A 24,033-nucleotide genomic window follows, 5' to 3' on the forward strand; every position below is an offset into this window, starting at 1 on the left:
CCCTCAAGGGGGGAGATCGGTTGGGGGTACGCTCATTGCTTCCCTCCCGCGTCGCTGCCGACAGAGTGTGAGTTTGAGGCACGGGGCCGGCCACTCGATAATCTCCCCCCTTGAGGGGGAGATGCCCGGCAGGGCAGAGGGGGGTATTCAGTGCGCCGCCAATTGAGGCGACACGGCATCTTAGTTGGCGGCACCCGCCATCGCGGTCAGCACCTGGATCGCCACCTTCAACCGCTGGCGCACGACCGAGCGGCCGAGCAGCGCCATCGAGTCAAACAGCGGCAGCGAGCGCTGGCTGCCGGAGACGGCGACGAAGAGCGGCGGGGTGACGACGCGGAGTTTCTTGCCCATGCGCTCGGAAATCGCGCGGAGTTCCTCCTCGATGGTCGCCACGTTCCATTCGAGGATCTTTTCGAGATCCGCCTGAGCCGTCGTGACGATTTCGAGCGTCTCGGCCGGGCTGGTCTTCAGGCCACCGAAGGAGGCGGGTGTCAGGCCGACGTCGTTCGCCAGCAGGAAGCCGGCGAGCGGCGGGACTTCGCCGAGCTTGGTGACGCGGCTCTGGGCGAGCTTCAGGCCTTCGACGAGACGATCATTCTCCATCGACCAGTCGAGCACGCGGGCAACGAAATCTTCCGGCGACAGTTTCTCGCGCAGCCAGCGGCCGTTCAGCCAGTCGAGCTTCTGGATGTCGAAGATCGCGCCGGCCTTGGAGAGATTGTCGGGATCGAACTTTTCGATCAGCTCGTCCATGGTCAACAGTTCTTCGCCTTCGGCGATCTGGATGAAGAACAGGCCGAGGAAGTTCATCAGCGCTTCCGGCAGATAGCCGAGGGCCGAGTAATAGGAGATCGAGGTCGGGTTCTTGCGCTTCGACAGCTTCGACTTGTCGTGATTGCGCATCAGCGACAGGTGCATGAAGACAGGCGGCTCGAGACCGAGATGCTTGTAGATCAGGATGTGCTTCGGCACGGATGCCAGCCACTCCTCGCCACGGGCGACGTGGGTGATCTTCATCAGGTGGTCGTCGACGACGTTTGCCATGTGATAGGTCGGCATGCCGTCGGCCTTGAGCAGAACCTGCATGTCGACGCTTTCCCACGGGATCGAGACATCGCCATAGACGCCGTCGTGGAAGTCGCAGGAGCCTTCGGTCGGCACCTTCAGGCGCACGACATGCGGCTCGCCGGCTTCGACACGGGCGGTGACTTCCTCGGCCTTCAGATGCAGGCAGAGGCCGTCATAACCCGGCGGCTTGCCGGCGGCGCGCTGGGCTTCGCGCATGCTCTCCAGGCGCTCGGGCGTGCAGAAACAGCGGAAGGCACCGCCGTCGCGCAGCATCTGGTCAACGAAGGGGCGGTAGATGTCCTTGCGCTCGGACTGGCGGTAGGGGCCGTAAGCGCCGCCGACATCGGGACCTTCCGACCAGGTGAGGCCGGTCCATTTCAGCGCGTCCAGAACCTTCTGCTCGAATTCGGCCGTGGAACGGGTGGCGTCGGTGTCCTCGATGCGCAGGATGAACTCGCCGCCGAATTTCTTGGCGAAGAGGTAGTTGAACAGCGCGATATAGGCGGTGCCGACATGGGGTTCGCCGGTGGGGGAGGGTGCGATGCGGACGCGGACGCCTGATGTGGTCATGGAATTCAGCTCGTGGTGCGTGCGGGGGACCTGGCGCTCAGGCGCCGGATCGGGACAATGTGCGAAATCAGTGCGGTGGCAGGCCGGAAACAGGCAAGGGAACAGCGATGCGCAAGCCGGTTCCACCGCTGGGCCTTAGGCCATATTCAGGCCCTTGCGTCAAGAAAAACCACGGATCCGGGCTGGGGCGCGCGGGCGGCTGAAAAAATCTTCAAATTATTTTGTCCGACCCGGAACCCGAAGGCGGCCTCGGCGTTCTTGTGACAGAGCGCAGGCCGTGCCAACCGGACGCGACGGACAAGGGGAACACGGGAGTTTTTCCGGTTTCTTCCCGTGGCCAACGAAATGGCAGGCGAGCCCCTTAACCGTCCGGCCTGCGCTCTCCCCCAAGTCCCCGCCCCAAAGGAAAACCTGCGTCCCGCCGACGCAGGTTTTTCTTTGCGCGGTTTTTATTGCCGTTGCCGGTTTACTGCACCGGCCAGACCATCAGCAGCGCGGGGACCGACACCAGCACGATCAGGATCGACAAGGGCAGGCCGAGCTTCGGATAATCCGAGAACTTGTAGCCGCCCGGACCCATGACCAGCGTGTTGCACTGGTGGCCGATGGGGGTGAGGAAGTCACAGCCGGCGCCGATGGCAACCGCCATCAGGAAGGCTTCCGGCTTGTAGCCGAGGCCGGTGGCGAAGCTTGCGGCGATCGGGGCCATGACGAGAACGGTCGCGGCGTTGTTGAGGAAGGGCGTGACGGCCATGGCCGTCAGCAGGATCATGGCGACCGCACCCCAGGCCGGCATGCCGCCGGCAGCCGCATTGAGCCAGCCGGCAATGACGTCGCTGCCGCCGGAGGTGCGCAACGTGTCGGCCACCGGGATCAGGGCTGCGAGCATGACGAGGATCGGGCCATCGACGGCGCGGTAGACTTCGCTGACCGGAATGACGCCGAAGGCCACCATGGCGAGCGCTGCCGTGAAGAAGGCCATGGCGACGGGTGCGATGCCGAGCGCCGTCGCGCCCATGGCGACCACCAGGATGGCGAGCGGAATGAGCACGTTGCGGCTGGTGCCGAGCAGGATCTCGCGCTCGGCCAGCGGCAGGCAGCCGAGTTCGGTCAGGATCGACGGCATCTGGGCGCGGAGGCCCTGGAGCAGCACGACGTCGCCGGAGCGCAGCGTGAGCTGGCCAAGACGTTCGCGGATGCGCTTGCCCTGCCGGCTGACGGCGAGCAGGTTGACGCCATGGGTGTGGACGAGGGACAGCTCCTGGGCCGTCTGGCCGATCAGAGGTGAGCCGCGCCCGATCACGGCTTCGATCGAGGACAGGTCGCCACGAATGACATTCGGTTTGGCATGCCCGGCGAGGCTCAGATTGCCCTGAGAGACGATCCGGTCGAGCGCCTCGGAGGGGCCTTCGAGCAGGAGAATGTCTTCCGCATGCAGCAGGATGTCCGGGAAAGGCGACAGCCGCGTCTCGCCGCGCAGCACTGCAGAGGCGGTGACCTCACCCTCGGCGATCTTGAGGAGCTGGTGCAGCGGCTTCAGCACGAAGGGCGATTGCGCCAGGATATGGGCTTCGGTTGCAAAGCTTGAGCCTTCCAGCGCTTCCTGAAGCGAGGGGTTCTGGTTTTCGCGGCGCGGCACCAGCCAGTAGAAGAAGATCAGGAAGATAATGCCGGCCACGGCAAGCGTGGCGCCGACGGGCGTGAAGTCGAACATGGTGAAGGGTTCGCCGGTCAGTTCCTGGCGCAGCCGCGAGACCGCGATATTGGGCGAGGTGCCGATCTGCGTCATCAGGCCGCCGAGCAGGGCCGAGAAGGCCATGGGCATCAGGAAGACCGAAGGCGGTACATTGGAGCGCCGGGCAAACTGGAAGGCGACCGGCATCATGATCGCCAGCGCGCCGATGTTCTTGATGAAGGCCGAGAGCACCGTCACGGTGATCAGCAGCAGGAGCATCTGGCCGTGCAGGGAGGATAGGGCCGGGAAGAACCGCTTGATGGCGAGATCGACGACGCCCGAGCGGGCAACCCCGGCGCTGACCACAAGCGCGCTGCCGACGATGATCACCAGGTCGTCCGAGAAGCCCGAAAAGGCGTCGCTCGGCGACAGAAGGCCAAGCGAGACCGCAGCGATGAGTGCGACGCAGGCGACCACGTCATAGCGGAACTTTTCCCAGAGGAAGGCCGCCATCATGACGGCGATGAGGCCGAAGGCGAGAATTTGCTCTGATGTCATAAGGTCCCGGCCGGAATGCTGATTTGTGCCATTGTGCGCTACCAATCGCCCGCATGGCAATTGGTTCCTGCAAACGTCCATATCCGCCGAGCGCGCGTGTGTCGCGTGTCTCGTGCGGATATGGCGGTATCAGGCGCTGTCAGTGCAGCGTCGATTTGGCTTTGCGGTCGCTCGTTCGCTTGCGGCGCGCGAACATGTTCAACACTTCGACGAGGGCCGAGAAGGCCATGGCCGCGTAGATGTAGCCCTTGGGCACGTGGAAGCCCATGCCTTCGGCGATCAGCGTCGTGCCGATCATCAGCAGGAAGCCGAGGGCCAGCATGACGACCGTCGGGTTCTTGGCGATGAAGTTGGCGAGCGGTGTCGCTGCCAGCAGCATGACCGTGACGGCGGCGATGACGGCGATGACCATGATCGGCAGATGCGGCGTCATGCCGACGGCGGTGATGATGCTGTCGATCGAGAAGACGAGGTCGAGCAGCAGGATCTGGCCGATGGCGCTGGCGAAGGTGGTCGTGGCGGAGGAGGCGATGAAATCCTCCTCATGGTCGACCGGATCGACGCTGTGATGGATTTCCTTCGTCGCCTTCCAGACGAGGAAGAGACCACCGGCGATCAGGATCAGATCCTTCCAGGAGAAACCGTGGCCGAAGAGTTCGAAGATCGGGGTGGTCAGCTGCACGATCCAGGCGACGGTGCCGAGCAAAGCGAGGCGCATGACGAGCGCCAGACCAATGCCGATGCGGCGGGCGCGTTCGCGCATCTCTTCCGGCAGCTTGTTGGTCAGGATCGAGATGAAGATCAGGTTGTCGATGCCGAGCACGACCTCCATGACCACGAGTGTCACCAGGGCGACCCAGGCGGTGGGGTCCTGAAGAAGCGGAAGATAGTCCTGCATGTTTTTGGGTTCCGTGCGCGAGGGTGAGCGACGGTGGATGTGGGGCAAAACATCGCAGTTGGCAAGGCCACGTGACGTGGCAATGCGTCAGGAAATGTCGGGCTTGCGCCGGTAGGCGGCCATGAAGACGGCGCGACCGCCGTCGATCACGCGCTCAATCTCCTCCATCGGCGGCGTTTCGGCGATCTCGTTGAACAGCCGGCCCTTCATGTAGGCGCCGGTTACAAGCTCGATATACTGCATCGCGGCGAGCGACGTATCGGCGATGTCGAAGTAGCCCGACTTTACGTGAACCTCGAGATAGTCCTTCAGGATCGTGCGCGCATTGCTGGGCGACGAGGCGAAGAAACGCTGACAGAGCGTCGGCATGCGGTCGACCAGGCCGAGCAGGATGCGCATGGCCGGAATCATTTCCGATTCAAAGATTTGCCGGATGAAAGCCAGGCCGAACTGGCGCAGGCCCTCTTCGGGATCGGGGTGGTGGGCGAGCAGGTCGCGGATGCTTTCGGCAAACAGACCCTTGGCCCGTTCGATCAGGGCTGCGAAGAGTTCTTCCTTGCTCTGGAAGTAGACATAGATGGTGCCCTTGGAGACGCCGGCTTCCCGCGTCACGTCGTTCATGCTGGCGGCGTCATACCCCATCTTCATGAAAACGCGGTGCGCGCCGTCCAGGATCTGGCCGCGCTTGATGGGGTCTGCGCCTGCCGCAAACCGGCCCATGCCGGCCGTCGGGGCGGCAACGCATTCCGGTATCATCTGCTGGTCAATGCTCAGTTTTGACATGATTTGTCCAAATCTTAACGCTACCCGGCTCGAGAGTTCATCAGCCTCGTTGTTGCCCCTTGATATGAGGTACGGAAGTCTATATGTCAATCGAACCGAACGGTTCAGTTCGAAAGTATTAACCCCATCCCTGGTCCTTTGCACATGTCCGTGACGCACAGATCCACCGCCCTTCGTTCCACCTCCAGTCCCCTCGACCGGAATGAAGATGCGTCCGAGACGCAGCTCGAACCAGGGACCCCTTCGGCCGAAGCGCAGCCGGCTGCCGTGTCCCCGGCGCCAGCGGCAGAACACGTGGCGCAGCCCAAGAAACGCCGCAGCCCGGTGCTGCCGGTGGTGCTCGCCGTTCTGCTCGCGGGCGCAGGTTGGTACGGCTATGAATGGTGGACCAATGGCCGCTTCATGGTGTCGACGGAAGACGCCTATATCGAAGGTGACATCGCGATCATCTCGCCGAAGGTTTCCGGTTATGTCGAGAAGGTGAATGTCGACAGCAACCAGATCGTCCGCGCGGGCGATCCGCTGGTGACGCTCGACGGCGGCGATTACCGGATTGCCTATGAGCAGGCCGTTGCCAACAAGCAAAGCGCCGAACTGGCCGTCAAGCGGATCGATGCCCAGATCACGGGTGGCGAGGCCAGCGTGGCGCAGGCCAAGGCCCAGCTCGGCGCGCTGCAGGCGGCCGTGCGCGGCGCCCAGATCACCGAAAAGCGGGCCAGCGATCTCGCCGCCAAGTCTGTCGGTACGACGGCCGATCTCGACAATGCCAAGGTGCTTCTCGACCAGGCGAATGCCAACCTCGTTGCTGGGGAGGCGGCTGTCGCTTCGGCTGACGCCAATCTGAGCCTGTTGAAGGCGCAGCGCGAAGAAGCGCTGTCCAGCGTTCGGCTGCAGGACCTCGCCATCGAGAAGGCGCAGCGCGACCTCGACTTCACCGTGCTGAAGGCACCCTATGACGGCGTCGTCGGCAATCTCGCCGTCCAGGCCGGCGACCTGGTGTCGGCCGGCAAGCGGCTGGCCGCACTGGTGCCGACGAACGAGCTCTATATCGAGGCGAACTTCAAGGAAACGCAGATCGCGCATCTCGTACCCGGTTCCAAGGTCTCGATCCATGTCGATGCCTATGGCAAAGAGCCGCTGGAAGGCACAGTGACGTCGATCGCGCCGGCTTCGGGCGCCATCTTCTCGATGCTGCCGGCAGAAAATGCGACGGGCAACTTCACCAAGGTCGTGCAGCGCGTACCGGTGCGGATCGCTCTGCCGAAGGATGCGCTGGCCGGTGGCCATCTGCGTGCCGGCCTCAGCGTCATCGTCGACGTCGATACTCGCACGGCGCCGGATGCCCAGGCGGTCGCGGCCAAGCAGTAAACATTCGGTCGGGTTTCGTCTGGGAAAGGGCCTTCCATGGCCACCGTTACATCTCCGGCTAGCGCTGCGGTTTCTGGCTCTGTTGCTCAAACCGGCGCCGAGGAACGCATGGACCCGAGGCGGGTCTTTGCGTTTCTCGCCATGGTCTTCGGCATGTTCATGTCGATCCTCGACATCCAGATCGTCTCGGCCTCGCTTGCCGAAATCCAGGCCGGTCTTGGTGCCGGTTCCGACGAAGTCGCCTGGGTGCAGACATCCTATCTGATCGCCGAAGTCATCATGATCCCGCTCTCGGGGGTGCTTGCGCGCATCCTGTCGACGCGCGTGCTGTTTACCATCTGTGCTGCCGGCTTCACGCTGTCGAGCGCACTCTGCGCCACGGCCACGAATATCGAGCAGATGATCGTTTACCGGGCGATCCAGGGCTTTATCGGCGGCGGCATGATCCCCTCCGTCTTCGCGGCCGCCTTCACCATCTTCCCGCCGTCCAAGCGCAACATCGTGTCGCCCATGGTCGGCCTTGTCGCCACGCTTGCGCCCACCATCGGGCCGACGATCGGCGGCTATATCAGCCATGCGCTGTCCTGGCACTGGCTGTTCCTGATCAATGTCATCCCCGGCATGCTGGTGGCGGCTGCGACCTGGAGCCTCGTTGATTTCGACAAGCCGGACCTGAAGCTCTTCAAGATCTTCGACTGGTGGGGACTGGCGTCGATGGCCGTCTTCCTCGGCTCGCTCGAATTCGTGCTGGAGGAAGGCAACAACAAGGACTGGTTCAACGACCAGCACATCGTCATCGGCACGATCACCATGACCATCGGGGCGGTGATCTTCTTCCGCCGCGTGTTCAGGGCGGAACTGCCGGTGGTCGATCTCAGGGCCTTTTCCAACGCCAATTTCGCCTTCGGCTCGCTGTTCTCCTTCATCATGGGCGTCGGCCTCTACGGGCTCACCTATCTCTACCCGCTCTACCTCGGACGCATCCGCGGCTATGACTCCCTGATGATCGGCGAGACGATGTTCGTGTCGGGTGCCGCGATGTTCCTGACCGCGCCCATCGCCGGCATTCTGTCGAACAAGATGGATCCGCGCGCGATGATGATGATGGGCTTTGCCGGCTTTGCGCTCGGGACCTATCTGATGACCGGCATCACCGCCGACTGGGATTTCTACGAGCTGCTTGTGCCGCAGATCCTGCGTGGCTGCTCGCTGATGATCTGCATGGTGCCGATCAACAATCTGGCGCTCGGCACCCTGCCGCCCGATCGCATCAAGAACGCCTCGGGCCTGTTCAACCTGACGCGCAACTTGGGCGGTGCCGTGGGTCTTGCGATCATCAACACGATGCTCACGCAGCGTTCCGACGACCACTATGCGCGTCTGTCCGAGCAGGTGTCCTGGAGCAACCGGGCAGCTCTCGACTGGCTTGCCAGCGTCGGCGCCAATTACGACAGCTATGGCCTTGATGGTACGGCCGTGGCGATCAAGAAGCTGTCGGGTGTCGTCACGCAACAGGCCTGGCTCCTGTCCTTCATGGATGTGTTCATGGGGCTGACCGTGCTGTTCTCCTGCCTCGTCTTCATGGCGCTTCTTCTGAAGAAGCCGAAGGCGGCTGCACCGGCCGGGGCTGGGCACTGAGGTTGCATTCTATTTACTAATATATTTTTGCGTGTAATTCTTGCGGGGCGCACCGACATTTGATTGGGCGGCCAACAGGGGGAGCATGGCAATGAGTGACGAGATTGCAGTGCAAAGGCTCGCGGAATTCGCAAGGCGTTATGCCGGAATTCGACTCCAGTCCACGTCGGCCAACGTGGTGTACTACAGTGGCGACCTTTACAATGTCGACGGCAGTACCGATGACCCGAAAATCAACGGCGCCTCCTGGAAAGGTCTGCTGAAGGCCGAGGGGATCGACGGCAATTGTTATGTTACGCATCCCTTGCCGAATCCGGGTACCACCACTCACCCGGCCTTCAGCGTCGGCGGGCACATGACGCAGAACGCGGATGGGTCCGTGGACATCGGAGGAACCTGCTACCTGATGCCGCTCTGTTCCTGGCACAACAGCACGTCGAACAATGGTAACGCCTTCCAGCATACCGAAACGAAAATGCTTGAATTGTATGGCTATATGAAAGGCGATCTGGCGGCCACCTTCCTTGCTCGGATGCCGGGTGATCAGGCGCTGCGCATCGTCGGAGCAGACGCAAATACTCTGACGGTGCAGTCGACCGACATGGACAAGCTGGTCGAAGCCATGGCAGCCGGTGTTCGAGAGGGCCTGCCAATTTCTGTGCCACCGCATTACCTCGTGTTCCGCCGGCTCTCCGACGACGGTCGCATAACTTACGTGATCGAGGCTGCCTCTTTGCCGTGAACTGACGACAGGGCGTGCGGCCTGTCATGGGGATGCCGCAAAGAATCTGAGGTACGTACATCGAAATCTGATTTACGTACCTCATCCTCTGGTGTAGGACAGGCGCCGGAGGAGAGAATGAAGCCGACTGTCCATGACATCGCGAGCCGCGCGGGCGTGAGCCTTGCCACCGTCGACCGGGTGCTGAACCGGCGGCCGGGGGTGAGCGCGCGAACTCGGGAGAAGGTCGATCAGGCGGTGGTGGAACTCGGCTTCGTGCGGGATGTGGCGGCCGCCAATCTCGCCAAGGGGCGGACCTATCCGCTGACCTTCCTCATTCCGTCCAACGACAATTCCTTCATGCGGGGCTTGAGGCTTGCGCTCGACGAGGCGCGGGACCGCGCCGGCGTCGAGCGCGTTGCGATCCGTCTCGTTGATGTGCCGGCCTTTGACGGGCCGGCCCTTGCCGAGGCGCTGAGGGATGCGGCGGCGGAACAGCCCGCCGGCATTGCCTTCGTTGCCGTCGATGCACCTGAGGTCGCGGCTGCGGCAGCCAATGTGATTGCTGCCGGCATACCGCTGGTGACGCTGGTCTCGGACCTCTCGGGTTCTCAGCGCGATCACTATGCGGGTATTGACAATGCGGCCGCGGGACGCACCGCCGCCAGCCTTCTCGGGCGTTTCGCCGGCGGTCGGCAGGGCAAGGTTGCCGTGCTCGCAGGCTCCATGCTGGTCCGCGACCATCGTGAACGCTACGAGGCCTTCGCGTCTGTCATGGCTTCGGATTTCTCCCATCTCCAGCTGATGCCGGTGCTCGAAGGACGCGACGATCCCGATGTCGTCGAGCGGCTCGTTTCTGAGATTTTCGCGATCCGGAACAACATCGTCGCTCTTTACAGCCTTGGGGCGGGCAACCGGGGTCTCATCCGGGCGCTTCAGCGGCGACCGGAAGATCGGCGCCCTGTGGTTGTTGCACACGAGCTGACGGAAACGACGCGCGCGGCGCTGCGGTCGGGCTTGATCGATGCCGTGCTCAACCAGGATGCGGGTCATGAGGTACGCAGCGCCATTCGCGTGCTGAAAGCCAAAGCCGACGGGCTGCCGGTCGTTGCTGACCAGGAGCGCATTCGGATCGACATATTCTTGAAGGACAATCTGCCCTGAAGGCAGAGGAATGGAGGACACCCATGTATCTCGGATTGGATCTCGGCACATCCAGCGTCAAGGCGATGCTGATTGACGGCGACCAGAACGTCATCGGCGTCGGTCACGCGGCGCTCACCGTGCAGCGGCCGCATCCCGGCTGGTCGGAGCAGGCGCCGGGCGACTGGCTGCGCGCCACGGAAGAGGCTGTTGCGGCGCTGAAGGCCGCGCACCCGAAGGAACTTGCCGCCGTCAAGGGCATCGGCCTGTCCGGCCATATGCATGGCGCGACACTGATCGACGCCAAGGATCGGGTGCTCAGGCCCTGCATCCTCTGGAACGACACACGCAGCCATGCGGAAGCAGCCGCGCTCGATGCCGATCCGCGCTTCCGGGCGCTGACCGGCAACATCGTGTTCCCCGGCTTCACGGCGCCGAAGCTCGCCTGGGTGAAGAACAACGAGCCGGATACCTTCGCCAAGGTCGCCAAGGTGCTCCTGCCCAAGGATTTCCTCCGTCTCTGGCTGACGGGCGAATATCTCTCCGACATGTCGGATTCGGCTGGCACCAGCTGGCTCGACACGGGTAAGCGGGCCTGGTCGAGCGAGTTGCTGGAGGCCACTGGCCTCACCGTCGAGCAGATGCCTGGGCTTGTCGAAGGTGCGGATCGCGCCGGGACGCTGCGCGCCGAGCTTGCGGAAAAATGGGGTCTTGGTTCCGATGTCGTCGTCGCCGGTGGGGCAGGGGACAATGCCGCCTCGGCCTGCGGCATGGGCACGGTGGCCGAAGGCCAGGCCTTTGTCTCGCTCGGTACGTCGGGCGTGCTGTTTGCCGCCAATGCCTCCTACCTGCCGAAGCCGGAAAGTGCCGTGCATGCCTTCTGCCATGCGCTGCCCAAGACCTGGCACCAGATGGGTGTCATTCTGTCGGCAACCGACGCGCTCAACTGGCATTCGACGGTCACCGGCAAATCGGCCGGCGAACTGACCGGCGAACTCGGCGATACGCTCAAGGCGCCAACCGGCGTTACCTTCCTTCCCTATCTTTCCGGCGAGCGGACACCGCATAATGATGCCAAGATCCGGGGTGCCTTTATCGGCCTTGGTCACGAAAGCGATCGCGCCGTGCTCACCCAGGCCGTGCTGGAAGGCGTCACCTTTGCCATCCGTGACAGTCTGGAGGCGCTGAAATCGGCGGGCACGAAGATTTCCCGCGTCACGGCGATCGGCGGCGGTTCGCGCTCGCGCTACTGGCTGTCCTCGATTGCAACCGCCCTCGACATGCCGGTCGATATTCCCGCCGACGGCGATTTCGGCGCTGCCTTCGGGGCGGCGCGTCTGGGGCTGATCGCGGCGACCGGGGCTGATCCGCTGTCGGTCTGCACGGCGCCTCAGACGGCCGAGACGGTGGAGCCGGTCAGGGCGCTCAGCTCTGCCTATGAGGCAGCCTATGGCCGCTACCGGGCGCTGTATCCGGCGATCCGAGGGATTTGAACTTCCACCTCCCCCTTGAGGGGGGAGGTCGCTGCGCAAGCAGCGGGTGGGGGTGAACCCCACCATCACCCCACCCCGGACCTTCGGTCCGACCCTCCCCCTCAAGGGGAGGGTAGAAACAACACACCAAGGAGGACTACCCATGAGCACAGGTTTCTTCGGCAATATCCAGAAGATCAAATATGAAGGCGAAGGCAGCAGCAATCCGCTGGCCTTCCGCCACTACAATCCGGACGAAGTCGTTCTCGGCAAGCGCATGGAAGACCATCTGCGCTTTGCGGTTGCCTATTGGCACACCTTCGTCTGGCCGGGCACCGACCCGTTTGGCGGCAACACCTTCGAGCGTCCCTGGTTCAAGGACACGATGGATGCGGCCAAGCTGAAGGCCGATGTCGCTTTCGAATTCTTCCAGCTGCTGGGGGCGCCCTATTACTGCTTCCACGATGCCGACGTTCGCCCCGAGGGCAACAGCTTTGCCGAGAACACGAAGAACCTGAACGAGATCGTCGACTACTTCGCCAAGAAGCAGGAAGAGACCGGCGTCAAGCTGCTCTGGGGCACGGCGAACATGTTCTCGCATCGCCGCTACATGTCGGGTGCCGCCACCAATCCGGATCCTGACGTTTTCGCCTTTGCCGCTGCGACCGTGAAGACCTGCATGGATGCGACGCTGAAGCTCGGCGGCGAAAACTACGTGTTGTGGGGCGGTCGCGAAGGCTACGAGACCCTGCTCAACACCGACCTGAAGAAGGAACTGGACCAGATGGGCCGCTTCCTCAACCTCGTCGTTGAATACAAGCACAAGATCGGCTTCAAGGGCGCCATCCTGATCGAGCCGAAGCCGCAGGAGCCGTCGAAGCACCAGTACGACTACGACGTTGCGACCGTCTACGGCTTCCTGAAGCGCTACGGCCTCGAGAACGAGGTGAAGGTGAACATCGAGCAGGGCCATGCGATCCTCGCCGGCCATTCCTTCGAACACGAGCTGGCGCTTGCAAATGCTCTGGGGATTTTCGGCTCGATCGACATGAACCGCAACGACTACCAGTCCGGCTGGGACACCGACCAGTTCCCGAACAATGTTCCGGAAATGGCGCTGGCCTACTACCAGGTCCTGCAGGCTGGCGGCTTCACCACCGGCGGCACCAATTTCGACGCCAAGCTGCGTCGCCAGTCGCTCGACGCCGAAGACCTGCTGATCGGCCATATCGGCGGCATGGACTGCTGCGCCCGTGGCCTGAAGGCCGCTGCCAAGATGGTCGAAGACAAGGCGCTTTCGGCTCCGCTCAACAGCCGTTACGCCGGCTGGGACAAGGCCGAGAACCAGAAGATGCTGCGCGGCGAGGAAAGCCTCGATGCGATTGCTGCTCGCGTCGAGAGCCAGAACGTCAACCCGAAGCCGGTGTCCGGCAAGCAGGAACTCTTGGAAAACGTGGTCAACCGCTACGTTTGATTTCGACGCTTCGAGTGCGTTTGGAGGCCGGGGGGCGAAAGCACCCCGGCCTTTCGTTTGCCTCAACCGTCGTCATCCTCGGGCGAAGTCCCGAGGATCTGCCAAGGGTGGTCGTGGTGGGGCGGTTGAGGAATGTGGGGCGGGCGCAGCGGACGCCCGAACAGTCGAGTTTTCGGCGGGCGGCAGTAGATCCTCGGGACTGCGCCCGAGGATGACGGCGGTAAAGGCGTCGCTCGACGGCCCTTAACCGATCGCTGTGATCTCCAGTTCCTGGTCGCCGACTGTCACCACGTCGCCGACCGCTTTGCCCATCAGGCGGCTAGCAACCGGCGAGACAAACGAAATCGAGCCGGTCTTCGGGTCGGCTTCGTCCTCACCGACGATGCGGTAGGTCTGGACGCGACCGTCGTCTCGCTCGAAGGTGACCTTGCTGCCGAAGCCGACGACCGCGTTGGTTTCGGGCGCGGGGATGACCTGCGCGGTGCGCAGACGCTCCGTCAGGTATTTGAGATCGCGGTAGGGGACCGCCGACTGACGGCGACGTTCGTTCACGTCCTCCACTGTCTGTGCGGCAAGATAGGCGGCGCGGGCGTCTTCTGCCTGCGCTTCCAGTTGCTTCAAGCCGTCTGCCGTCACCAGGTTCGGGTGCTGCGAGACCGGGCGATCCGGCAGATGCAGTTCCGCTGCGGTTTCCGAACTCTCTTCTTTGGTGAAAGCGACACTCACATTGGTCTCCGATGGGGAATGGCGAGGTGGCGCCGCTCGGGCCACCGTCATGTGGGTATATCATAGGATGTTCCCGGTCTAACGGCCAAGTGCCGCTTTGGGTCCGTCCGATGATCGGTGAGATCCGGACTATCGCTTGGCCGGTCCCGTCACCGAGCCCCTGACAATCAGGTCCGGCATCAGCAGGATTTCCTGGCGCTCCATCGTCCGATCCCCGAGTGACTTGATCAGAAGCGCCATCGCCTGGCGGCCGATGGCCGTGCGGGGCTGGCGGATGGTGGTCAATGCCGGGTTCACGTAAGTTGCCTGGGGCACGTCGTCGAAGCCGATGACGGAGAAGTCGTGCGGCAGGTCGTAGCCACGGGCGGTGAGGCCGTTCAATACGCCGACGGCGGTCGCGTCGTTGACGCACATGAAGGCGGTGGGAAGCTGGTCGCGCATGAAAAGCTGCTCGACCGCGAGGCGGCCGCTTTCGATGGTGCCTTCGCCTTCCAGCACGAAGCGCTGATTGGGTGGGATGCGGGCGGCATCGAGCGCCTTGTCGAAACCCTGGCGGCGGCGCTGGTGGCCGAGCCTTGTCTTGCTGTCGCCGATGAAGGCGATGGAGCGGTGGCCGGCGGACAGCAGGTGTTCGGCTGCCTTGCGGGCTCCGGCCACGTCATCGACGCCGACATAGGAAATCTTCGAGCCGAAGACGGGTTCGAAGACGGCGACCGAGGGCGGCAGGCGCTGGCCGACGACCTGATGGCCGAAGGGTTCGTGGCCGGTGAAGAGCACGAGGCCGGTTGCCTGGCCGGAGCTCAGGAATTTCAGGTATTCGAGACCGCGTTCCGGATCGTTCTGGGTGTGGCCGATCAACACGCCATAACCATGCGCGCGGGCCTCGTTTTCAAGCCCGATGAGCGTCGAGGAAAAGTTGGGGTCACCGATATCCGGCGCCAGGATCAGGATCATGTTCGACCGGCCCATGCGCAGCGAACGCGCCATGGCATTGGTCGTATAGCCGGTGATGGCGATGGCCTGATTGACGCGCTGGCGGGTGGATTTCGCCACCTTGTCGGGGGTGTGGATGGCGCGGCTGACCGTCGCGATCGACACTTCCGCGATGCGCGCCACGTCCTCGATCGTCGCTGGTGCTTGCTCCGGCACGCGGCCCATCCCCTATCCGTCTGGAATCGTTGGCGACCTTACATTCCCTGCTGCAGGCGCGAAAGCGGAGCGGGAACAAAAACTCTGCGTGATGCGATGATGTAAACCTTTACATCGGCCATGTAAAGGTTTACACAAGGTCTCACAGCGGTGGAGGACCGCCGGGAGGATTGCATGACATCGGTTGGGGGCGAGGCGCGGGCACCCGTGCTCGTGGCGGAGCGTATTTCCAAATCATTCAACGACGTCCAGGTGCTGTTCAGCGTCGATTTCGACGTGATGCCGGGCGAAGTTCACGCGCTGATGGGCGAGAATGGCGCGGGCAAGTCGACGCTGGTCAAGATCCTCTCGGGTTTCGAGCAGGCGACTGCCGGACGCATCCTGCTGGACGGCGAACCGGTGACGCTGCCGGCGAACGGTGCCGCGGAGGCGATGGGCATCGTTCTGATCCACCAGGAATTCAACCTCGCCGACCATCTGACCGTCACCGAAAGCCTGTTTCTCGGCCGCGAGGTCACCCGTTTCGGCATGCTGGATCGCAAGGTGATGCGGGCCGAGACGCGGCGCGTGCTCGATCAGCTGGGGTCACGGATCGACGAGAATGCGCTGATCAGTTCGCTCGCCGTTGCCGACAAGCAGATGGTCGAGATCGCCAAGGCAATCAGCCGCAAGGCGCGCATCGTCTTCATGGACGAGCCAACGGCCGTCCTGTCGCGCGACGAGACCGAGGTGCTGTTCGACCAGGTGCGCAAGCTGCGCGCCCGGGGCACGAGTTTCGTCTTCGTCTCCCACAAGCTGGACGAGGTGATGGAGCTGACCGACCGTGTCACCGTGCTGCGCGACGGGCAATGGGTGAAGACCGCGCCGACCTCTGCGCTCGACGGCGAGGCGATCGCGCAGTTGATGGTGGGCCGTGAGTTGTCGAGCCTCTATCCGACGAAACACGAGCCTGACGTCGACGAGGAGATCGTGCTGTCGGTCAAGGATCTGACCACGGGCTTTGTGAAAAATGCCAGCTTCGACTTGAAGCGCGGCGAGGTGCTCGGCTTTTCCGGTCTGATCGGATCGGGGCGTACGGAACTGATGGAAGCGGTGGCGGGGCTTCGTCCGCGTCTCTCCGGAGAGGTGCGGCTCAAGGGCACGGTGCTTGAGGCCGGTGATTTCCGCGAGGCGAACCGGCGCGGGCTCGCCTATATGACCAAGGATCGCAAGGGCAAGGGCCTGCTGCTCGGCGAGGGCATGACGGCGAACCTGACGCTGCAGTCTATGGATAATCACGTGCGGCACGGCTATCTCGACCCCGGCAGCGAGGCCAAGGCCATGGCGCGGGCCAAGCGGCGCTTCGACATCCGCGTGCGCGACGACCGTGTCAGGGTGGGGCGCATGTCCGGTGGCAATCAGCAGAAGCTGCTGCTCGCCAAGATCATGGAAGTCGAACCCCAGATCATCATCATCGACGAGCCGACGCGCGGCATCGATGTCGGCACCAAGCAGCAGATCTATCATTTCATCGCCGCGCTCGCCCGCGAAGGGCGCTCGATCATCGTGATTTCCTCGGAAATGCCCGAGGTAATCGGCCTTTGCACCCGCGTTGCCGTGATGCGGGAGGGCCGGATGGTCGGCCTGCTCGAGGGTGAGGACATCAACGAACAGACGATCATGCGTTACGCCGCCGGCCTGAAACGGCAGATGGCGAGCTGATCCAAGGCCAAGGCCCGGCGAACAAGACCGGGTTTGAGACGAAGACTTCAGGGTGCGCGACCTCCGGTAAAGAGGCGCGGGAGGAGACGGGAAAACCATGACTGCCGAGACTGACACGACCACCCCTGGGCCTAGCCGCCGCACCTGGCGCGACGTCGATCTGCGGGCCGTGGCGCCCTTTGCGGCGCTGCTGATCCTGCTGATCATCGGCGCCCTGGTGAACCCTAACTTCATTGGTCTCACCAACCTCGCCAATGTCGCGACACGGTCCGCCTTCATTGCGATCATCGCCGTCGGCGCGACCTTCGTCATCTCGTCGGGGGATCTCGATCTCTCGGTCGGCTCGATGGTGGCCTTCGTGGCGAGCCTGATGATCCTGTTCATGAATTCCGGGGCCATTGCCGATCCGGGCCTGATGATTGCCGCCGCCATGGCGCTTGCCATCATCATCGGCTCGCTCTGCGGGCTGTTGAACGGACTGATCACCACCGTCGGCAAGATCGAGCCTTTCATCGCCACGCTCGGCACCATGGGCATCTATCGCGGCCTGACGACCTGGCTGTCTCAAGGTGGCGCCATCACGCTGCGCGATCCGGTGCAGCAGGAAATCTACCGACCGGTCTATTTCGGCTCGATCCTTGGACTGCCGGTGCCGATCGTCATCATTCTCGTGGTGACCGCGATTGCCGCCGTCATTCTCTATCGCACCCGTTATGGCCGCCATGTGGTTGCCGTCGGTTCAAGCCGCGATGTCGCGCGTTATTCCGGCATTGCCGTGGACCGGGTGCGCACCATCGCCTTCGTCATCCAGGGGCTCTGCGTGGCCATTGCGGTGCTGCTCTATGTGCCGCGTCTCGGCTCGACATCGGCCACGACCGGTATCCTGTGGGAGTTGCAGGCGATCACCGCCGTCGTTGTCGGTGGCACGGCGCTGAAGGGTGGGGCTGGCCGCGTCTGGGGCACGATCTGCGGCGCCTTCATCCTCGAACTCGTCGGCAACATCATGCTCTTGTCGAACTTCATCTCCGAATATCTGATCGGCGCCATCCAGGGCACGATCATTATCATCGCGATGCTCGTCCAGCGGTCGCTGGCGCGCAAGGCGTGACGCGTGACCGGGCAGGAGGGTCGCCCGGTCCGTTCCAACTCGACCCTAGTCACTTTGGGAGGAAACCAATGCACAAGAAACTGTTGGGTCTCGCCGTCGCGATGACGGCCCTGACCGCGATCTTTACCGCAGCGCAGGCACAGGACACCAAGACCATCGGCGTCTCCATTCCGGCCGCCGACCATGGCTGGACGGCCGGCGTCGTCTATCACGCCAACCGCGTCGCCGAACTCCTGATGAAGGAACATCCGGGCCTCAACGTCGTCGTCAAGACCTCGGCTGATCCGGCCACCCAGGCGAATGCCGTGCAGGACCTTGAAGTCCAGGGCATCGATGCGCTGGTCATCCTGCCGACCGATCCGGATCCGCTGGTCAACGCGATGAAGGAAGTGAAGGCCAAGGGTCACTTCGTCACGATCGTCGACCGTGCACCGTCGATGAACGACAACAGCGTGCGCGACCTCTATGTCGCCGGCAACAACCCGGCGCTCGGCAAGGTCGCCGGCGAATACATCGCCAAGAACTCGCCGGACGCCGAAGTCGTCATCATCCGTGGTCTGCCGATCCCCATCGACCAGCAGCGTCAGGACGGTTTCGATGAAGGCATCAAGGGCTCGAACGTCAAGGTCCTCGACCGCCAGTTCGGCAACTGGAACCGCGACGATGCCTTCAAGGTGATGCAGGACTACCTGACCAAATATCCGAAGATCGATGTGGTCTGGTGCCAGGACGACGACATGGCCGTCGGCGTGCTGCAGGCGATCGAGCAGGCCGGCCGTACCGACATCCAGTACATCATCGGCGGTGCCGGTTCGAAGGACATGATCAAGAAGGTCATGGATGGCGACAAGATGGTGCCGGTCAACGTTCTCTACCCGCCGTCGATGGTGGGGACTGCCATGGAGCTGACGGCCGCTGCGCTTTACGACAGCGTTCCGGTTCACGGCACCTATACGCTGGACGCGACGCTGATCACCGCCGACAACGCGAAGAACTACTACTTCCCGGACTCGCCGTTCTGATCTGAAACCATCCAAGTCCAATGTCTGCCCGGGTTTTCCCGGGCAGATTTCTGCGACAAACATCATTGCGGTTGTGTCGAAATTCCATCTCCTGTAATCGTTCACGGAAACGTTGCAGGGATCTCAGGGAGGAGAATTCATGAAGACGATCAAGGGACCGGCGATTTTTCTCGGCCAGTTTGCGGGTGATGCCGCACCGTTCAACACCTGGGATGGAATCACCAAATGGGCGGCCGACAAAGGCTATGTCGGCGTGCAGGTTCCGACCTGGGCCGGCCAGCTTATGGACTTGAAAAAGGCCGCTGAATCCAAGGATTATTGCGACGAGCTCGCCGGTGTGGCGCGCCAGAACGGCGTCGAGATCACCGAGCTTTCCACCCACCTTCAGGGCCAACTGGTCGCCGTGCATCCGGCCTATGACGAAGCCTTTGACGGCTTTGCGGCGCCCGAAGTGCGCGGCAATCCTAGGGCGCGGCAGGAATGGGCCGTGCAGCAGGTCAAGTATGCGCTGAAGGCTTCGCGCAATCTCGGCATCAAGGCGCATGCGACCTTTTCCGGCGCGCTCGCCTGGCCGTTCATCTATCCCTGGCCGCAGCGCCCGGCGGGCCTGGTCGAGACCGCTTTCGACGAACTCGCGCGCCGCTGGCTGCCGATCCTCGATTATGCCGAGGAGCAGGGCGTCGACGTTTGTTACGAGATCCATCCGGGCGAAGACCTGCATGACGGCGTGACCTTCGAGATGTTCCTGGAGCGGGTGAAGAACCACAGCAGAGCCAACATGCTCTACGACCCGTCGCACTATGTGCTGCAATGCCTCGACTATCTCGACAACATCGACATCTACAAGGACCGGATCAAGATGTTCCACGTCAAGGACGCGGAATTCAATCCGACCGGCCGGCAGGGCGTCTATGGCGGTTATCAGGGCTGGGTTCAGCGGGCCGGGCGCTTCCGCTCTCTCGGCGACGGCCAGGTCGATTTCGGTGCGATTTTTTCCAAGATGGCGGCGAATGATTTCGACGGCTGGGCCGTTGTCGAATGGGAATGCGCGCTGAAACACCCGGAAGACGGCGCCCGTGAAGGGGCAGACTTCGTCCGGGCGCATATCATCCGCGTGACCGAAAAGGCGTTTGACGACTTCGCCTCCGGCGGGACCGACGATGCGGCCAATCGCCGGATGCTGGGCCTCTGAGACTAGACGGACTTGAGGGCGACGATGTCGCCGCTCTCGAGGTGGGGCAGGGCACGTTCGATCTTGTCGAGCGGCCAGTCCCACCAGGCGAGCGCCAGGAGGTCGGCGATCTCCTTGTCCGTGAAGCGCTGTCGGATCATGGTCGCGGGATTGCCGCCGACGATGGTGTAGGGGGGCACATCCCGCGTCACCACAGCGCGGGCGGCGATGATGGCGCCGGATCCGATCGTGACCCCCGGCATGATCGTCGCGCCGTGGCCGATCCAGACGTCGTGGCCGATGACGGTGTCGCGGAAAGGCAGGTCCTGGTAGCCGGTGATGGTTTCAGGGCTGAACACGCGGAAGGGGTAGGTCGAAATCCCGGACATCGCGTGATTGGCCGAACTGGTGATGATGATCGCCTCGCGGGCAATCTGCACGAAGCGGCCGATCACCAGTCGTTCCCGGCTGAAGGGATAGAGATAAGGCGCGAGGATCGCTGCCGTCTCTTTCGCCGTGCCGGAATGGGTGAAGTAGCTGAAGTCGCCAATCTCCATGCGGGGATGATCGACGACGGCAGCGAGCTGAACGGTCTCGCGATAGGGCGTGCCGTCGGCCAGCGTGATGGGATAGGGTTGTCTCGGGTCGAGAAAAGGCATGGTTGAGATCCTTGCAAAAGCTTGCATCTGGCGTCGCGGTGATCGCTGACGCGGGCTTGTTCGCTTTGCCTCACAAGAGGCGGATCTCAGATGTTCACTGTCAGGGCATCCTTCTTCTTGGATGCCAGGTAACGGATCTGGAGCGTGAACTCCAGACGCAGCTCATGAAGGAGGACGCATCATGGCGATCGAAGCGAGCAAATCGGAACACCGCGCGGCGAAAATTCGCCTCGGCATGGTCGGTGGCGGGCAGGGCGCGTTTATCGGCGCGGTGCATCGCATGGCCGCCCGGCTGGACGACCATTATGACCTCGTTGCCGGAGCGCTGTCGTCGACGGCGGAGAAGTCGCTCGCGTCCGGCCGTGACCTCGGGCTTGATCCGGAGCGGTGCTACGGCTCCTTCCAGGAGATGGCGGACAAGGAGTCGGCGCGACCCGACGGTATCGAGGCCGTCTCGATCGTCACGCCGAACCATGTGCATTTCGCCGCCGCCAAGGCATTCCTCGAAAAGGGCATCCATGTCATCTGCGACAAGCCGCTGACGTCCAATCTCGAGGATGCGAAGGCGCTGAAGGCTGTGGCCGACAAGGCCAAGGCGCTGTTCATCCTGACGCATAACTACACCGGTTATCCGATGGTGCGCCATGCGCGCGAGCTGGTGCGCTCGGGCGAACTCGGCGATATCCGACTGGTGCAGATGGAATATCCGCAGGATTGGCTCGCCGAACCTGTCGAGCAGACCGGATCGAAACAGGCGGCCTGGCGCACCGACCCGGCACAATCGGGCGTCGGCGGCTCGACCGGCGATATCGGCACGCATGCCTATAATCTCGGCTCGTTCATTTCCGGCCTCGAACTGGATGAACTGGCGGCCGACGTGCATACCTTCGTCGAAGGGCGTCGGCTCGACGACAACGCCCATGTGATGCTGCGCTTCAAGGGCGGCGCGAAGGGCATGCTCTGGTGCAGCCAGGTGGCGACCGGCAATGAGAACGGGCTGAAGGTGCGGATCTATGGCACCAAGGCCGGTATTGAATGGACGCAGGCCGATCCGAACTATCTCTGGTTCACGCGGCTGGGCGAGCCGAAGCAGCTGATCACGCGCGGCGGGGCCGGGGCGAATTCGGCTGCGGCGCGTGTGACCCGCATTCCGTCGGGACATCCCGAAGGTTATCTCGAAGCCTTTGCGACGATCTATTCGGAGGCGGCTGCGGCCATCCAGGCGGCGCGGACGGGGGCGGCCGTTGATCCGGCGGTGGTTTATCCGACGGTGGATGATGGCGTGAAGGGTGTGGCGTTTGTCACTGCTTGTATCGAGTCGGGCAAGAAGAATGGTGGCTGGGTGAAGGTTTGATATCACCTCCCCCTTGAGGGGGGGGGAGGTCGCCGCGAAGCGGCGGGTGGGGTGATCTATGAACTTGCCCCTCACCCTACCCTCTCCCCGCAAGCGGGGAGAGGGGGGAATGCTTGGCCAGCGGCGAGGCCTTCTCCCCGCTCGCGGGGAGAAGGTGCCCGAAGGGCGGATGAGGGGCATGGTTACAGGGGGGGCGGCGCAGATGAAACTCGACCGATCCTCTCGATGACCCACCGGAGCTTCGCTCTACCGCTCACCATCAACGAGAAGGTGGATTTCCTGCAACGTTGCAGTTTTTTGTTTCCAACGTCTTCACCGCGTCGTTCGATTGCTCTAAACCGCTCATCGACTGACCAGCGGCGGCCCCTTCCGCCTGCACCCTGACGAAGGAGACGTCCCATGATCGATCCCAAGGCGCTTGCCTCGCGTTTTCCCGGTGATTTCCTCTTTGGCGTGGCCACCGCCTCCTTCCAGATCGAAGGGGCGTCGAAGGCGGATGGGCGGAAAGCTTCGATCTGGGATGCGTTTTCCAACATGCCGGGCCGGGTCTTCGGGCGGCACAATGGCGACGTCGCCTGCGATCACTACAATCGCTGGGAAAGCGATCTCGATCTGATCCAGGACATGGGGGTCTCTGCCTATCGGTTTTCGATCGCCTGGCCGCGCATCGTTCCGGAGGGGACGGGGCCGATCAACGAGAAGGGTCTCGATTTCTACGACAGACTGGTCGATGGCTTGAAGGCGCGCGGCATCATGGCCTATGCGACGCTTTACCATTGGGATCTGCCGCTTTCGCTGATGGGCGAGGGCGGCTGGACGGCGCGATCGACGGCACAGGCCTTCCAGCGTTACACCAAGGTGGTGATGGAGCGTCTCGGCGATCGGCTGGATGCCGTCGCGACCTTCAACGAGCCCTGGTGCTCGGTCTGGCTCAGCCATCTCTATGGCATTCACGCGCCGGGCGAGCGCAACATGGATGCGGCGCTCCACGCGCTGCATTACACCAATCTGGCGCATGGGCTTTCCGTCCAGGCGATCCGGGACGTGTCGCCCAAGGTGCCGGTCGGACTGGTGCTGAATGCGCATGAGACGCTGCCGGGGTCGGAGAGTGATGCCGATCGCGCAGCCTCCGAGCGCGCGCATCAGTTCCACAACGGCGTGTTCTTCGATCCGGTGTTCAAGGGCGAGTATCCGGCGGAGTTCCTGTCGGCGCTTGGCCATCGCATGCCTGTCATCGAGGAAGGCGATCTCGCGATCATCAACCAGCCGCTCGACTGGTGGGGGCTGAATTACTATACGCCGATGCGTGTGGCGGACGATCCGACGCCGGGTGCGGAATTCCCGGCAACGGTGGGGGCACCGCCGGTTTCGAAGGTCACGACCGACATCGGCTGGGAGGTTTATGCGCCGGCCTTGAAGTCGCTCGTCGAACGGCTCTATGCCCGCTACGACCTGCCGCCCTGCTACATCACCGAGAACGGCGCCTGCTACAATATGGAGGTCGAGGGTGGCGAGGTCGATGACCAGCCGCGGCTCGACTACTACGCCGAGCATCTCGACAAGGTGGCCGATCTGATCACCGAGGGTTATCCGATGCAGGGCTATTTCGCCTGGTCGCTGATGGACAATTTCGAATGGGCCGAGGGCTACAAGATGCGCTTCGGCCTCGTGCATGTCGATTACGACAGCCAGGTCCGCACGATCAAGAAAAGCGGCAAGTGGTATCGCGATCTGGCGCTCGAATTTCCCAAGGGCAATTTCAAGGCCGACTGATA

The 24,033-nt window shown here is 62.9% G+C and carries 19 protein-coding genes; 12 read left to right on the forward strand and 7 right to left on the reverse strand.

Annotation, left to right across the window (positions count from 1 at the left end; all coding sequences use genetic code 11):
* Positions 1–180: 180 nt before the first annotated feature.
* The 4 genes from gltX to DMY87_RS11670 form a co-directional block, all read right to left on the reverse strand.
* Positions 181–1,638 carry a glutamate--tRNA ligase gene (gene gltX, locus DMY87_RS11655; RefSeq protein WP_110791500.1) on the reverse strand — a complete coding sequence of 486 codons (1,458 nt, stop codon included), beginning with the start codon at positions 1,636–1,638 and terminating at the stop codon, positions 181–183.
* A gap of 466 nt (positions 1,639–2,104) precedes the next feature.
* A complete protein-coding gene (locus DMY87_RS11660) occupies positions 2,105–3,871 on the reverse strand; it encodes an SLC13 family permease (protein ID WP_110791502.1) in 1,767 nt (588 codons plus the stop codon).
* 139 nt (positions 3,872–4,010) lie between these two features.
* Positions 4,011–4,769 carry a TerC family protein gene (locus DMY87_RS11665; RefSeq protein ID WP_110791503.1) on the reverse strand — a complete coding sequence of 253 codons (759 nt, stop codon included), beginning with the start codon at positions 4,767–4,769 and terminating at the stop codon, positions 4,011–4,013.
* A gap of 87 nt (positions 4,770–4,856) precedes the next feature.
* Positions 4,857–5,552, reverse strand: coding sequence for a TetR/AcrR family transcriptional regulator (locus DMY87_RS11670; protein ID WP_425353494.1), 696 nt, complete (start codon positions 5,550–5,552; stop codon positions 4,857–4,859).
* Positions 5,553–5,696: 144 nt separating this feature from the next.
* On the opposite strand from DMY87_RS11670, the gene DMY87_RS11675 reads away from it, so the two are divergent.
* From DMY87_RS11675 to xylA, 6 genes are all read left to right on the forward strand, one after another.
* Complete coding sequence (locus DMY87_RS11675; protein WP_110791505.1) at positions 5,697–6,920, forward strand: HlyD family secretion protein; 1,224 nt, start codon at positions 5,697–5,699, stop codon at positions 6,918–6,920.
* Positions 6,921–7,028: 108 nt separating this feature from the next.
* Positions 7,029–8,558 (forward strand): DHA2 family efflux MFS transporter permease subunit, encoded by a 1,530-nt coding sequence (locus tag DMY87_RS11680; protein WP_110791507.1) that lies wholly within the window; start codon positions 7,029–7,031, stop codon positions 8,556–8,558.
* A gap of 91 nt (positions 8,559–8,649) precedes the next feature.
* Positions 8,650–9,300 carry a hypothetical protein gene (locus tag DMY87_RS11685; RefSeq protein WP_110791508.1) on the forward strand — a complete coding sequence of 217 codons (651 nt, stop codon included), beginning with the start codon at positions 8,650–8,652 and terminating at the stop codon, positions 9,298–9,300.
* Positions 9,301–9,417: 117 nt separating this feature from the next.
* On the forward strand, positions 9,418–10,443 hold the full coding sequence (locus DMY87_RS11690; protein WP_110791510.1) for a LacI family DNA-binding transcriptional regulator: 1,026 nt from the start codon (positions 9,418–9,420) through the stop codon (positions 10,441–10,443).
* A gap of 23 nt (positions 10,444–10,466) precedes the next feature.
* Positions 10,467–11,915 carry a xylulokinase gene (gene xylB, locus DMY87_RS11695; RefSeq protein WP_110791512.1) on the forward strand — a complete coding sequence of 483 codons (1,449 nt, stop codon included), beginning with the start codon at positions 10,467–10,469 and terminating at the stop codon, positions 11,913–11,915.
* Between the two features lie 142 nt (positions 11,916–12,057).
* Positions 12,058–13,368, forward strand: a complete 1,311-nt coding sequence (xylA, locus tag DMY87_RS11700) for a xylose isomerase (RefSeq protein WP_110791513.1) — start codon at positions 12,058–12,060, stop codon at positions 13,366–13,368.
* Positions 13,369–13,611: 243 nt separating this feature from the next.
* On the opposite strand, the gene greA is transcribed toward xylA, so the two are convergent.
* Positions 13,612–14,094: a transcription elongation factor GreA gene (greA, locus tag DMY87_RS11705; RefSeq protein ID WP_110791515.1), complete on the reverse strand. Its 483-nt coding sequence runs from the start codon at positions 14,092–14,094 to the stop codon at positions 13,612–13,614.
* Positions 14,095–14,223: 129 nt separating this feature from the next.
* Complete coding sequence (locus DMY87_RS11710) at positions 14,224–15,243, reverse strand: LacI family DNA-binding transcriptional regulator (RefSeq protein ID WP_425353495.1); 1,020 nt, start codon at positions 15,241–15,243, stop codon at positions 14,224–14,226.
* A 174-nt stretch (positions 15,244–15,417) separates the two neighbouring features.
* Between DMY87_RS11710 and DMY87_RS11715 the strand changes: the two genes are divergently transcribed.
* The 4 genes from DMY87_RS11715 to DMY87_RS11730 all read left to right on the forward strand — a co-directional run bounded on the left by DMY87_RS11715 (position 15,418) and on the right by DMY87_RS11730 (position 20,266).
* A complete protein-coding gene (locus DMY87_RS11715; protein ID WP_110791518.1) occupies positions 15,418–16,944 on the forward strand; it encodes a sugar ABC transporter ATP-binding protein in 1,527 nt (508 codons plus the stop codon).
* 97 nt (positions 16,945–17,041) lie between these two features.
* A complete protein-coding gene (locus DMY87_RS11720) occupies positions 17,042–18,052 on the forward strand; it encodes an ABC transporter permease (protein WP_110791520.1) in 1,011 nt (336 codons plus the stop codon).
* 68 nt (positions 18,053–18,120) lie between these two features.
* Positions 18,121–19,074: a substrate-binding domain-containing protein gene (locus DMY87_RS11725; RefSeq protein ID WP_110791521.1), complete on the forward strand. Its 954-nt coding sequence runs from the start codon at positions 18,121–18,123 to the stop codon at positions 19,072–19,074.
* Positions 19,075–19,213: 139 nt separating this feature from the next.
* Complete coding sequence (locus DMY87_RS11730) at positions 19,214–20,266, forward strand: sugar phosphate isomerase/epimerase family protein (protein WP_110791523.1); 1,053 nt, start codon at positions 19,214–19,216, stop codon at positions 20,264–20,266.
* A gap of 2 nt (positions 20,267–20,268) precedes the next feature.
* On the opposite strand, the gene DMY87_RS11735 is transcribed toward DMY87_RS11730, so the two are convergent.
* Complete coding sequence (locus DMY87_RS11735) at positions 20,269–20,904, reverse strand: CatB-related O-acetyltransferase (RefSeq protein ID WP_110791525.1); 636 nt, start codon at positions 20,902–20,904, stop codon at positions 20,269–20,271.
* Positions 20,905–21,085: 181 nt separating this feature from the next.
* Here DMY87_RS11735 and DMY87_RS11740 point away from each other — a divergent pair, with 181 nt between their 5' ends.
* Both DMY87_RS11740 and DMY87_RS11745 read left to right on the forward strand, forming a co-directional pair.
* Positions 21,086–22,258: a Gfo/Idh/MocA family protein gene (locus tag DMY87_RS11740; RefSeq protein WP_110791526.1), complete on the forward strand. Its 1,173-nt coding sequence runs from the start codon at positions 21,086–21,088 to the stop codon at positions 22,256–22,258.
* A gap of 399 nt (positions 22,259–22,657) precedes the next feature.
* The gene (locus tag DMY87_RS11745; protein ID WP_110791528.1) at positions 22,658–24,031 is read left to right on the forward strand and encodes a GH1 family beta-glucosidase; all 1,374 of its coding nucleotides are present in this window, start codon (positions 22,658–22,660) and stop codon (positions 24,029–24,031) included.
* The last annotated feature ends 2 nt before the right edge of the window (positions 24,032–24,033 follow it).

This window comes from Peteryoungia wuzhouensis, assembly GCF_003205195.1.
GTDB lineage: Bacteria > Pseudomonadota > Alphaproteobacteria > Rhizobiales > Rhizobiaceae > Allorhizobium > Allorhizobium wuzhouense.

What these genes read in the sequence shown, in the direction of transcription:
- DMY87_RS11675 (WP_110791505.1), top strand. Translation starts at nt 5,697, where the DNA reads ATGTCCGTGACGCACAGATCCACCGCCCTTCGTTCCACCTCCAGTCCC.
- xylA (WP_110791513.1), top strand. Translation starts at nt 12,058, where the DNA reads ATGAGCACAGGTTTCTTCGGCAATATCCAGAAGATCAAATATGAAGGC.
- DMY87_RS11690 (WP_110791510.1), top strand. Translation starts at nt 9,418, where the DNA reads ATGAAGCCGACTGTCCATGACATCGCGAGCCGCGCGGGCGTGAGCCTT.
- DMY87_RS11680 (WP_110791507.1), top strand. Translation starts at nt 7,029, where the DNA reads ATGGACCCGAGGCGGGTCTTTGCGTTTCTCGCCATGGTCTTCGGCATG.
- xylB (WP_110791512.1), top strand. Translation starts at nt 10,467, where the DNA reads ATGTATCTCGGATTGGATCTCGGCACATCCAGCGTCAAGGCGATGCTG.
- DMY87_RS11725 (WP_110791521.1), top strand. Translation starts at nt 18,121, where the DNA reads ATGCACAAGAAACTGTTGGGTCTCGCCGTCGCGATGACGGCCCTGACC.
- gltX (WP_110791500.1), bottom strand. Translation starts at nt 1,638, where the DNA reads ATGACCACATCAGGCGTCCGCGTCCGCATCGCACCCTCCCCCACCGGC.
- DMY87_RS11670 (WP_425353494.1), bottom strand. Translation starts at nt 5,552, where the DNA reads ATGTCAAAACTGAGCATTGACCAGCAGATGATACCGGAATGCGTTGCC.
- DMY87_RS11745 (WP_110791528.1), top strand. Translation starts at nt 22,658, where the DNA reads ATGATCGATCCCAAGGCGCTTGCCTCGCGTTTTCCCGGTGATTTCCTC.
- DMY87_RS11665 (WP_110791503.1), bottom strand. Translation starts at nt 4,769, where the DNA reads ATGCAGGACTATCTTCCGCTTCTTCAGGACCCCACCGCCTGGGTCGCC.
- DMY87_RS11715 (WP_110791518.1), top strand. Translation starts at nt 15,418, where the DNA reads ATGACATCGGTTGGGGGCGAGGCGCGGGCACCCGTGCTCGTGGCGGAG.
- DMY87_RS11735 (WP_110791525.1), bottom strand. Translation starts at nt 20,904, where the DNA reads ATGCCTTTTCTCGACCCGAGACAACCCTATCCCATCACGCTGGCCGAC.
- DMY87_RS11730 (WP_110791523.1), top strand. Translation starts at nt 19,214, where the DNA reads ATGAAGACGATCAAGGGACCGGCGATTTTTCTCGGCCAGTTTGCGGGT.
- DMY87_RS11685 (WP_110791508.1), top strand. Translation starts at nt 8,650, where the DNA reads ATGAGTGACGAGATTGCAGTGCAAAGGCTCGCGGAATTCGCAAGGCGT.
- DMY87_RS11720 (WP_110791520.1), top strand. Translation starts at nt 17,042, where the DNA reads ATGACTGCCGAGACTGACACGACCACCCCTGGGCCTAGCCGCCGCACC.
- DMY87_RS11740 (WP_110791526.1), top strand. Translation starts at nt 21,086, where the DNA reads ATGGCGATCGAAGCGAGCAAATCGGAACACCGCGCGGCGAAAATTCGC.
- DMY87_RS11660 (WP_110791502.1), bottom strand. Translation starts at nt 3,871, where the DNA reads ATGACATCAGAGCAAATTCTCGCCTTCGGCCTCATCGCCGTCATGATG.